General features: G+C 74.2%; 13 protein-coding genes and 1 tRNA gene. 7 read left to right on the forward strand and 7 right to left on the reverse strand.

Annotated elements, in window-relative coordinates; genetic code table 11:
• Positions 1–80: 80 nt before the first annotated feature.
• Complete coding sequence (locus tag HMPREF3099_RS11580; protein ID WP_070706226.1) at positions 81–872, reverse strand: sigma factor; 792 nt, start codon at positions 870–872, stop codon at positions 81–83.
• Positions 873–987: 115 nt separating this feature from the next.
• Between HMPREF3099_RS11580 and HMPREF3099_RS11585 the strand changes: the two genes are divergently transcribed.
• Positions 988–2358, forward strand: a complete 1371-nt coding sequence (locus HMPREF3099_RS11585) for a DNA polymerase IV (protein ID WP_070706234.1) — start codon at positions 988–990, stop codon at positions 2356–2358.
• A gap of 39 nt (positions 2359–2397) precedes the next feature.
• Here HMPREF3099_RS11585 and HMPREF3099_RS11590 read toward each other — a convergent pair whose 3' ends face one another.
• Complete coding sequence (locus HMPREF3099_RS11590) at positions 2398–3183, reverse strand: dioxygenase family protein (RefSeq protein WP_070706227.1); 786 nt, start codon at positions 3181–3183, stop codon at positions 2398–2400.
• A 97-nt stretch (positions 3184–3280) separates the two neighbouring features.
• Between HMPREF3099_RS11590 and HMPREF3099_RS11595 the strand changes: the two genes are divergently transcribed.
• The 5 genes from HMPREF3099_RS11595 (at position 3281) to HMPREF3099_RS11615 (ending at position 7011) form a co-directional block, all read left to right on the forward strand.
• The gene (locus HMPREF3099_RS11595) at positions 3281–4597 is read left to right on the forward strand and encodes a hypothetical protein (RefSeq protein WP_070706228.1); all 1317 of its coding nucleotides are present in this window, start codon (positions 3281–3283) and stop codon (positions 4595–4597) included.
• 158 nt (positions 4598–4755) lie between these two features.
• A complete protein-coding gene (locus HMPREF3099_RS11600) occupies positions 4756–4962 on the forward strand; it encodes a hypothetical protein (RefSeq protein WP_070706229.1) in 207 nt (68 codons plus the stop codon).
• A 213-nt stretch (positions 4963–5175) separates the two neighbouring features.
• Positions 5176–5259, forward strand: a tRNA-Leu gene (locus tag HMPREF3099_RS11605).
• A gap of 354 nt (positions 5260–5613) precedes the next feature.
• Positions 5614–6186 (forward strand): isopentenyl-diphosphate Delta-isomerase, encoded by a 573-nt coding sequence (gene idi, locus HMPREF3099_RS11610; protein ID WP_070706230.1) that lies wholly within the window; start codon positions 5614–5616, stop codon positions 6184–6186.
• Positions 6187–6246: 60 nt separating this feature from the next.
• Positions 6247–7011 carry a class I SAM-dependent methyltransferase gene (locus HMPREF3099_RS11615; RefSeq protein WP_141762159.1) on the forward strand — a complete coding sequence of 255 codons (765 nt, stop codon included), beginning with the start codon at positions 6247–6249 and terminating at the stop codon, positions 7009–7011.
• Between the two features lie 4 nt (positions 7012–7015).
• On the opposite strand, the gene HMPREF3099_RS11620 is transcribed toward HMPREF3099_RS11615, so the two are convergent.
• Complete coding sequence (locus HMPREF3099_RS11620; RefSeq protein WP_237769855.1) at positions 7016–7426, reverse strand: acyl-CoA thioesterase; 411 nt, start codon at positions 7424–7426, stop codon at positions 7016–7018.
• 96 nt (positions 7427–7522) lie between these two features.
• Between HMPREF3099_RS11620 and HMPREF3099_RS11625 the strand changes: the two genes are divergently transcribed.
• Positions 7523–7813: a hypothetical protein gene (locus HMPREF3099_RS11625; RefSeq protein WP_083323749.1), complete on the forward strand. Its 291-nt coding sequence runs from the start codon at positions 7523–7525 to the stop codon at positions 7811–7813.
• A 10-nt stretch (positions 7814–7823) separates the two neighbouring features.
• Here the strand turns inward: HMPREF3099_RS11625 and HMPREF3099_RS11630 are convergent, their stop codons facing one another.
• From HMPREF3099_RS11630 to crtI, 4 genes are all read right to left on the reverse strand, one after another.
• Positions 7824–8690 (reverse strand): prenyltransferase, encoded by an 867-nt coding sequence (locus HMPREF3099_RS11630; protein ID WP_141762160.1) that lies wholly within the window; start codon positions 8688–8690, stop codon positions 7824–7826.
• Positions 8687–9001: a lycopene cyclase domain-containing protein gene (locus HMPREF3099_RS11635; RefSeq protein ID WP_070706232.1), complete on the reverse strand. Its 315-nt coding sequence runs from the start codon at positions 8999–9001 to the stop codon at positions 8687–8689. The genes HMPREF3099_RS11630 and HMPREF3099_RS11635 overlap by 4 nt, the downstream gene beginning before the upstream one ends.
• Positions 8998–9342 carry a C50 carotenoid epsilon cyclase gene (locus tag HMPREF3099_RS11640; protein WP_070706233.1) on the reverse strand — a complete coding sequence of 115 codons (345 nt, stop codon included), beginning with the start codon at positions 9340–9342 and terminating at the stop codon, positions 8998–9000. Before HMPREF3099_RS11640 ends, HMPREF3099_RS11635 begins: the two co-directional genes overlap by 4 nt.
• A partial coding sequence (gene crtI, locus HMPREF3099_RS11645; protein ID WP_141762161.1) for a phytoene desaturase family protein occupies positions 9342–10246 on the reverse strand: 905 nt, incomplete at its 5' end. The genes HMPREF3099_RS11640 and crtI, both read right to left, overlap by 1 nt.

Raw genomic sequence — 10246 nt, forward strand, 5'->3', positions numbered from 1 at the left:
CCGGCGGGCGCAGGGACGTCCCCGCGGGCTGCCCCGCCTGCCGAAGCGCTGATCCCGCCGGCGGGGACGGCGCCGCCGGCTCAGGCGGTGTCCTGCCCGCGCTGCTGCTGCACCTGGGCACGCAGGGTGGTCAGGGCCCGCTGCAGCCGCCGGCTCACCTGGGCCTGGGAGATCCCCATCGACGCGGCGATGCGGCCCTGCGTCTCGTCCTCCAGGTAGCGGCGCAGCAGCACCGTCCGGTCCAGCGGGTCCAGGGCCTGCAGGTGGGGCTGCAGGGAGAGCCACTCGTCCACGTGGCCGGCCGGGGCGGCGGTGACCCACCGCGGCTCGGCCTGGTCGTCGGGCCCCTCGGGGGAGCGCCCGGCCAGGGCCCGTCGGGCCTCGCGCACCTGCGCCTCGTCCACGCCGAGCCGCTGCGCCACCTGCTCCGTAGGGGGCTCCCCGCCCACCCGCTGGCGCAGCTCGTCCTCGGTGGCCCGGACCTGCAGGGCCAACTCCTGGACGGCCCGCGGCGGGCGGACCCACCACGTGCTGTCGCGCAGGTAGCGGCGCAGCTCACCCACGATGGTGGGCACGGCGAAGGTCGAGAGGGTGGTGCCGTGGGAGGGGTCCCAGCGCTGGACGGCCAGCACCAGCCCCATGCAGGCCACCTGCTCGCAGTCGTCCACCCACGCGGGCGTGGGGGCGTGACGGCGGCCAAGACGGCGGGCGAAGGGCAGGTGGTCGGCCACCACCTCGGCCAGCTCGGCCTGGCGGGCGGCCTCGGGGAGGTCACGGGCGGCGGTCAGCCGGCGGCGCACGGACTCCGCGTCGCCGTGGGTGGGTGATCCCGGCGTCGCCCCGCGCGGGGTCTCGTCCTGGTGGTGGTGCATCAGAGCCTCCAGACATGCTGAACAGTCGTGGCGCTCTGCTGGACCACGGCGTGGATTCTGCCACGGTGGAATGCGTCTGCCGGAGGGGGACCCGCCGGTCACCTACGGTGTGCGCATGCGCCCCACCGCCTCGGTCCTGCACGTGGACCTCGACGCCTTCTTCGCGGCGGTGGAGCAACGCGACAAGCCCTCCCTGCGGGGGCGTCCGGTGGTGGTGGGTGGCACCGGACGGCGCGGCGTGGTGGCCACGGCCAGCTACGAGGCGCGTGTGTACGGCATCCGGTCGGCGATGCCGGGCTGGCAGGCCCGCGCGCTGTCGCCCGGGGGAACGGCCTTCCTCAGCGGGCGGCGCGAGGCCTACCGGGCCAGCAGCCGCGCGGCCATGGACGCCCTGCGCGCCCTGGCGCCGGTGGTGGAGCAGGTGAGCATCGACGAGGCGTACGCCGACCTGGCCGCAGGGGACGCGCCGCACCCGGTGGAGACCTGGTCGCGGCAGGACGCCGAGGCCGTGGCGCGCGAGCTGCGCTCCGCCATCGCGGGGGCCACCGGCGGGCTCACGGCGTCGGTGGGCATCGGCAGCTCCAAGATGATGGCCAAGATGGCCTCCGAGGCCGCCAAGCCGGACGGGTTTCGCGTCATCTGGCCCGGCGAGGAGGAGGCCTTCCTGGCCGGGCTGCCCGTGCGCGCCCTGCCCGGCGTGGGCCCGGCGACGGGGGACCGGTTGCGGACCTTCGGGGTGGCCACCGTGCAGGACCTGCGGCGCGTCTCGCTGGCCGACCTGGTGTCCATCCTCGGCGAGTCCTGGGGGCACGGCCTGCACGCCCTGGCCCGCGGCGTCGACCACCGCGAAGTGGTGACCCACCGGGAGGCCAAGAGTGTCTCGGCCGAGGAGACCTTCGCCACCGACCTCACCGACGTGCGCGCCGTGGAGGCCGAGCTGCGCCTGCTGGCCGAGCGCGTCTCGGGGCGGCTGCGCAAGGCCGGGCTGTTCGGCCGCACGGTCTCGCTCAAGCTGCGGCAGCACGACTTCTCCACCCACCTGCGCTCGGTGACGCTGCGCCACGGCACCGACGACGCGACCACCATCGGCGATGCGGTGGTGCGCCTCGTGGGCTCGGTGGGCCTGGGCGAGGGGGTGCGCCTGCTGGGGGTGGGCGTCTCCGGGTTCGTGGAGCACAGCCAGGGCGAACTGGCGCTCGAGGTGCACGAACCGGCGGGGACGGCGGGGGAGAGCCACACCTCGGACGTGGTGGAGCAGGCCCCCGCGCCCGAGCCGGAGGACGCGCACGACGCCCGGTTGGGGCGCACCGCGTGGCCGACGGGCTCCGACGTGGTGCACGCCGAGCACGGCGCCGGGTGGGTGTGGGGCAGCGGTCTGGGGCGGGTGACGGTGCGCTTCGAGGGGCCGCGTACCGAGCCGGGGCCGGTGCGCACCTTCGCCCACGACGACCCAGACCTGCGCCCGGCCGACCCGCCCGCCTGGTGAGGCCCGGGCGGTCGGCGCGTCACCGCATCGGGCCCGCGCTCAGGCGAAGGTCCAGGAGCGCTTGCTCAGGCCGTACCAGAACCCGTCCACAGCGGTCTCGCCCCGCGGTGTGGAGGTGGCCGACGCCGCCCCCAGGGCCACGAACAGCGGGGCCCAGTGCTCGCTGCGCGGGTGCGCCTGGAGCGCTGCCGGGGCCTTGGCCTCCCAGTCGATGAGCGCGTCCACGTCGCCGGCGGCCACGGTCTCGGCGGCCCACTGGTCGAACTCCGCCGACGCACTCGGCGGGGTGCCGTCGGTCCCGGCGGCGGGGTTGAACCAGCGCAGGTTGTGGGTGGTGAACCCGGACCCCACGATGAGCGTGCCCTCCTGCCGCAGGGGCGCCAGGCGCTGGCCCATGGTGAACAGCTCGCGGGGGTCGAGGGTCGGCATCGAGACCTGCAGCACGGGCACGTCGGCCTCGGGGTACATCTCCACCAGGGGCACGTAGGCGCCGTGGTCCAGGCCGCGGGCCTGGTCCTGGTGCACCGGGCCCGCCTCGGCCAGGGCGCGGGCCACGGACTGCGCCAGCTCGGGCGCGGCGGGGGCGTCGTAGGTGACGTCGTAGTACTTCTGCGGGAATCCCCAGAAGTCGTAGGTCAGGGGCGCCCCGGTGGTGGAGGAGACGGTCACCGGGTCGTTCTCCCAGTGCGCGCTCACCATGAGGATGCTGCGCGGGCGCTCAATGCGGGACGACCAGTCGGCCAGCTCGCGGGTCCACGTGGGGTCGTCGGCCAGCGGGGGAGCGCCATGGGAGAGGTACAGGACGGGGAGCGAGGAGGTGGCCATGGGGCCAGCCTAGGAGATGTAGGTGATGCGTCACCCGCAAGGGGTATCACCCCGGGGGAGGAGGGCTCCCCGTCAGCCTGCTGCCAACCTTGTCGGCATGGAGTCGACCATCAATCCGGCACTCTTCCTGGCAGGTCTGGTCGGAGTCCTCCTGGTGCTCCTGGCTATCGGCACCCTGCGGGCCTGGCCCGGGCACGTGACCGAGGCGCGCATCCCCCGCCTGCGGGTCGAGGCAAGGGTGGTGCAGTCACCCACGTACCGGGCTGATCACGAGGGGGACAAGGTGGTCTACCAGCCCCTGGTGCTGGAGTACCCGGCCGCCGGCCGCGTCCACCGGTTCGAGACCACCTCCTTCCCGTCGGACCCGCAGGAGTGGACCGATCTGGTGGTGTACGCGGACTGGCCCACTCCACCGCAGTTCGCGAGCCGCGCCCACGGCCTCACGCCCCCGCGACTTCTCCACCTCGTGGCTCGCGTGCTCCTCCTCATCGCGGCGGGGCTGGGGCTCCTGACCGTGCAGTGGGTTCTCACACCTCCATCCGATCGCCTCTTCACACTGTGCTTCACAGGCTTCTTGGTGGGCATGATTTACGGCGCCGCCCAGGTCATCTGGGGCGCCTCCGACTGGCAGGGGTCGACCCATCCCTCGCTCCGCCCCGACGCCCGGGGACGAACGATCCTGGGCCTGGTGGTCCTGGCCGCCTCCGTCGCCCTGCTGGTGGCGGCGGTGCAGGAGTCCCCCTCTCGCGCCCCCACCGCTCCGCCGCCTCCAGCCGACCCGGACGAGCAGGGCCCCCCGGACTGGCCGTGGCTCGCGATGTGGGCCGGCTTCGTCGCGATGGTCGGCCCGGCCATGACCCTCTGGAACGCCAGCACGGCCACGCTGACTCCCCGCCGCTCGCGGCGCGCCGAGGTGCTGGGCCGCGTCATCGAGCCACCGGCGTGGAACCCCGACGGCAGGAGCACCTCCGACCCGCTCGTGGGGTGGGAGCTGGACGGGCGCCCCCACAGTGCCCGGGTGCACATGGTGCGGGTGGTCTCCGCGGGGCAGCCCGTGCTGCTGAGGGTTGACCCCGCAGAGCGCCGGCCCCCCGTCGAGGCCGGGGAGCACCGGCCACCCACGCCTGCAGGCCTGGCCAGGTCGCTTCTCTGGCTCACGGCGGGTGCGGCGGTGTTCCTCGGTGGTGCGTGGGCCATGGCCGCCGAGCGCGGCATCGAGTCGACTGCACCCTTGGTGGCCGGCATCTTCGGGGGAGTCGTGATGATGGCGACGGGGCCGGCGCTGGCAGGCGCCGGCTGGTCCTGGGCCTTCGGTCCGCGACGCCACGCCGTCGTGCGCGTTGCCGGCCTGGTGCTGCTGGCAGGTGGCGTGGTCTGGGCGCTCGCCGGCATCGCCATCTGGGCCACGGCCTGACCCGCCGACCACGACCAACCAGCAGCACGAGGAGGGACACCGGGGATGGACACCAGAGAACTGACGGCCTACGGCGTGATGGGCGTGCTCCTGAGCGGCGTGTACGCAGGGGTAGCCTGCAGCAGCCCCTCAGGCGGGCGCGCGCCACGGACCAGGTGATGGCGCGGGTGGTCGCCGAGGAGGCGGCCGACAGCGACGACACCGAGAAGCACCGCGTCACCGGCCGGTACGTGTTCCACGGGGAGTCCCACGAGGCCACCCTCCTGGCGCCCCGCAGCTCCACGCGCATGGGGCACATGCCCGTCCTCGTCAACCCGCGGCGACCGGGGCGGCCAGTGAGTCCTCGGTCGCCGTACAACATCTGAGGGGCCGTCGCCGCGGGCCTTCTCCTGCTGGCCAGCTCGGTGGTCCTGGCGCTCGCCTTCGTGGACTACGCGCAGCAGGTCGGGGACGTGTGGCGCGCCGCGGGCACGGTCGCCCTCTGGACCGGCGCACATGATCGACCCAGTGGCGCGGAGCACCGGCAACCGCGTGCTAAAGTTCTCTGTCGTTGCCCACCGAGGTGGGTGGCACCACTCGTCCGGGTGGCGGAATGGCAGACGCGCTAGCTTGAGGTGCTAGTGCCCGTAAAGGGCGTGGGGGTTCAAGTCCCCCTCCGGACACAGAATCGAGGGCCGCATCCCAGCAGGGGTGCGGCCCTCGTCGCATGCCAGGGCCGGCGATTCCAGACCGCGGACGAGCGCCGAGGACGCCGGCCAGCGCGGGGTGGTGGGGGGCGTTGACGCGCCTGGTGCGCGCGGCCACACCCCTGGCGACCGTGGGCAACCGGTCGACCCTGCAACAGTCCCCAGGTCAACCGGTTGCCCACCGTGGGCTGTCTCGGGGCTCGGCGAGGCGGCGGGGGGGCGTGGTCTCGGGGCGCCTCCCACCCACAGCCAGGCCTCGCCAACCCGGCAGCCTCACACGAACAGCCCGACCGTCACCCGGCTCCTGACCAAGCCGACTAGGGTCGCGCCATGACCGGGCGCGCGCAGACCGAGACCCCCGAGCTGGTGGAGCTGCTGGCCGAGGACGGCTCCGTCATCGGCACCGCGGACAAGGCCGAGGTGCACACCGACGCCACACCCCTGCACCGCGCGTTCTCCGTGCACCTGCGCACGCCCGACGGCCGCGTGCTGCTCACCCGCCGCGCACTGGGCAAGGTGGCCTGGCCGGGGGTGTGGACCAACACCTGCTGCGGCCACCCGGCGCCGGGGGAGTCCGACGAGGGCGCCATCCGCCGCCGCCTGGCCCAGGAGCTCACCATCCCGGCCGATGCGGTGGGCGCGCCGGTGCCCGCCCTGCCCGACTTCCGCTACCGGGCGGTCGATGCCGGCGGGGTGGTGGAGCACGAGGTGTGCCCGGTCTACGTGGCCGACCTGCTGGTGGACCCGGCCACGCTGCCCTCACCCAACCCCGACGAGGTGGCCGAGACCGCGTGGGCGCCCTGGACCGATGCCGTGGCCGCACTCCGTGCAACACCGTTCGCCTTCAGCCCCTGGTTCGTGCTGCAGGCCCGCGACCCGCGGCTCAACGCTCTGCTCACCTGAGCACCGCAGGCGCCTCGCCTACCCTTGGGTGAGAACCGTTCGCACATCGAGGGGATGCGCATGCGACACACCGACCCGTACGACGCCATCGCCGTCGGCGCCCAGTTCTACGAGCTCAACCACGGCGCCCAGGTGCGCCACCGCGTCGAGGGCCTGCTGCCACACATCTCCCCGCCGCGGGTGGGCGTGCTCGACGTGGGTGCCGGCAGCGGCACCCCCACCCTGGCGATGGCGCGCACCTGGCCGGGGGTGCCGGTCCACGCCGTGGAGCCGTCGCGGAGCATGCGCATCGCACTGCTCACCCGCATCGCCGAGGAGGGGGACCTGCAGCGGCAGGTGACGGTCCACCCCGTGGCGGCGCACGAGCTCACGCGCACCGGTTTCGTGGACCTGGTGACCGCGTTCTGGGCCCTGGGCATGGTGGAGCCGGACCACTGGGAGGCCACGCTGAACGCCCTGGTGGGGGCGCTGGTGCCCGGCGGGGCGCTGCTCACAGAGTCGTCGCTGGGGGAGGCCGAGGAGGACGCCGCAGCGGTGCAGGACTACCGCGGCAGCACGCGGCTGGGGGAGCACACCATCGAGCACGGCGGGCACGTGGAGACCGCGCCGGACGGCAGCGGATACGGGGTGTTCACCTACCGCTGGCTCGATGCCGACGGGCACCTGCTGTACGAGGACCACGACCACTACGAGCACCGCCCGGGGCACGCGCGGCCCGACCTGGCGGGCAGCCTGGAGGCGCGCGGGATGGTGGCCGAGCGGGAGCTCGACGACCCGGCGGCCCCGGGCGCGCACCTCACGCTGTGGCGGCGCCCGGCGGTCTGAGGCCTCAGCCGACCTGCGGCAGGGGGCGCGGGCGGCCGTTGTCGTCGGTGGCCACGAAGGTGAACAGCCCGCAGGTGATGAGCTCCTCGGCCTCAGAATGGCGGTCGCGAGCCCATGCCTGCACGGCGACCTTCATCGAGGTGCGGCCCTCGTGCTCCAGGTGCGTGTAGACCGTCACCTCGGCGCCCACGGTCACCGGCCGGACGAAGGACATGCTGTCCACCGCCACGGTGGCGGCACGGCCCTTGGCCCGCAGGGAGGCCAGGGACCCGGCCGCCAGGTCCATCTGCGACATGAGCCAGCCACCGAAGATGTCTCCGTACGGGTTGGCGTCGGCCGGCATGGCGGTCACGCGGATGCTGGGGTGCCAGTCGGCCGGGGGAGTGGTGGGCTCGGGGTCGGGCGTGTGGGGCACGGGGTTCCTCTCGGGGGGGATGGGCTGGGGCCGTGTTCACCGTACGCGCCGGCGGCACCCCATCGACCGGGCCCTGCGACGTGAAAGGCTGACGGCATGGGCATCGCGAACTTCCTCGGCCTCACCGGCGGCGTGGACACCGAACGGGAGGTGGTCCGCCTGCGGCGCAGGGTGGCCACCCTCGAGGCGCAGGTGGCGGAGTTGGCCCGTGCCACCGGGGCCGACCTGCGCTTCGTGGCGCCGGAGCCGGCGGTGTCGGACGAGGTGCGCCAGCTGGCCCTGTCGGGCCGCCAGATCGCGGCCATCAAGCTGCACCGGGAGCAGACCGGTGCGGGTCTGGCCGAGGCCAAGCAGCACGTGGACGAGGTGGTGGACGGCCGCGCCTGAGGTCGCACCCTCAGCCGTTGAGGACGCCGACGACCAGCACCATCGTCACCACGAACCCGGCGGCGTAATTGAGCCACAGGAACCTCGCCCACCCGCGGTGCGCCTCCTCGCACCGTGGGTCGGGCAGGTTCCGGAACGGCGCCACGTTGGCCACGTAGGCCAGGGGCACCACGGCCAGCAGCGTGTAGGGGAGTGGAGCGGCCAGCATCAGCCCGGCGGCCAGCACGTACAGCCCCGTCGAGACGCGCACCGTCGCCCGCGCGCCGAGCACCGTGGCGATGGACCCGATGCCGGCCGCCCGGTCGGCGGTCACGTCCTGCACCGCGCCGAAGGCGTGGCTGGCCATGGACCACGCGAAGAACGCCGCCAGCACCGCCCAGCCCACGCCCGGCACGGGCCCGCCCGGCACCAGCGCGCCCACCACCGCGGGCCCCACGAAGTGCGTGGCCGAGGTGGCCGAGTCCAGGAAGGGCACCTCCTTGAACCGCAGCCCGGCCCACGAGTACGCCACCACCGCGAACATCGTCACCGCCAGCGCCACCCCGGAGGCCACCGTCCCCGCGGCCAGCAGCGCCACCACGACCGGCACGCACCCCAGCACCGAGGCGGCCAGGATGGCCCGGTGGTGCGCCGTATCGGCCAGCGCGCCCTCCACGCCGCCCTTGCGCGGGTTGAGCAGGTCCGAGGCGTGGTCGAACACGTCGTTGATGCCGTACATGGCCAGGTTGTAGGGCACCGCGAAGAACAGCACGCCCACCCAGAACACCCAGTCGCTCCACGAGCCACCGGCCAGCAGGTACGCCGCGCCAAAGGGATAGGCCGTGTTCACCCACGAGACGGGCCGCGCGGTCCAGAACAGCGTCCGCAGCAGGCTCACCGCTCACCTCCCCGCCGCCACGCCAGCCACAACGCCGGCAGGAGCACCAGCGCGGCCACCGCGTACGCGAAGTCCTCCACCGGCGCACGCCCCACGAACCACCCCACCAGGTGCGCCCGGTCGTAGCCCACGATGCCCGCAGCGATGATGAGCGAGTCGAACACCGCCGTGAACACCAGGCTCACCGCCATCGCCAGGCCCGCGGCCAGCACACCGCGGCGCCGCACCGGCCCGGCCACGCCGCGCAGCGCCCACCACGCCACCAGGCCGACGACGGCGAGCACTGCCAGGTTCACCCACAGGTAGGTCACCGGTGCACCTGCCGCCCTGCACGCTCGCCCCGCGCGGCCAGCACCCGCTCGATGCCGGTGAACACCACCATCGAGAAGTGGCACAGGAACCACAGGAAGGCCAGCTCCTCCACGGGCAACTCCGGCGCCAGCAGCAGCCCGGTCTGCCACGGCCCCGGCCCACGCATGAAGATGCCCAGGGCGATGCACACCGCGTCCCAGACCAGGAACATGCCCACGCCCACCACCTGCACCCGCAGCGCGCGCCGCGCATCGGCCCAGAGGTACAGCCGCCACCGGCGGTCGATGAGGAGCATCCCCAGCTCAGAGACGGCGATGGCCGCCAGGTACAGCCCCGGCATCAAGCACCGCCCCCGGTAACGCGGTCAGCCGCCACACGCCCGTCGGCGCCCACCCAGGTGGCGGGGTCCATCGGGCCGGCGGAGTGGTCGCCCCGCAGCGCCTTCACCACGTTCTGCGCGCTGATGAGGCACATGGGCAGCCCCACGCCCGGCGCGGTGGTGGCCCCGGCGTAGAGCAACCAGTCCACGTGGCGGCTGGTCACCGGGCCGCGCAGGAAGGCCGACTGCCACAGCGTGTGCGCAGGGCCCAGCGCGTTGCCCCGCCAGGCGTTGTACTCGTCCGCGAAGTCCCCGGGTCCGATGGTGCGGCGCACCACCACCCGCTGGGCCAGGTCGTCGATGCCGGCCCACTCGGCCACCTGCGCGATGGCGTCGTCCACCGCCTGCTCGACGGCCTCGTCACCGGGGCCGCGCGCCCCGTCCGGCCCGATGGCGCCGCGCCCCACCGAGGTGCCGTCCGCAGCATCGGGGGAGACGGGCACCAGCACGAAGAGGTTCTCGTGCCCCGCCGGCGCCACGGAGGGGTCGGTGGCCGAGGGCATGCACACGTACGCACTGGCCGGGCGGGGGACCGCGGGACAGGTCTGCGCGTCGGGGCCGAACATGGCCGCGAAGTTGGCGTCCCAGTCGGCGGTGAAGAACAGGTTGTGGTGAGCCAGCTGCGGCAGCCGCCCGCGGACGCCCAGCAGCGCGAGCACCGCCCCCGGCCCGGAGGTGCGCCGCGCCCAGGCCGCGTGGTCCACCGTGCGCAGGTGCGGCGGCAGCAGCGCGGTCTCCGTGTGGTGCAGGTCGGCGCAGCTCACCACCACGTCGGCCGGCACCACCTCGCCGGAGGCCAGGCGCACTCCCGTGGCACGGGCCCGGGAGCCCGTGCGGGGGAGCGGCCCGCGGCGCGACCGCCCGG

The sequence above is a fragment of the Kytococcus sp. HMSC28H12 genome, from assembly GCF_001816045.1.
In the GTDB taxonomy this organism is placed as follows: Bacteria; Actinomycetota; Actinomycetes; order Actinomycetales; family Dermatophilaceae; genus Kytococcus; species Kytococcus schroeteri.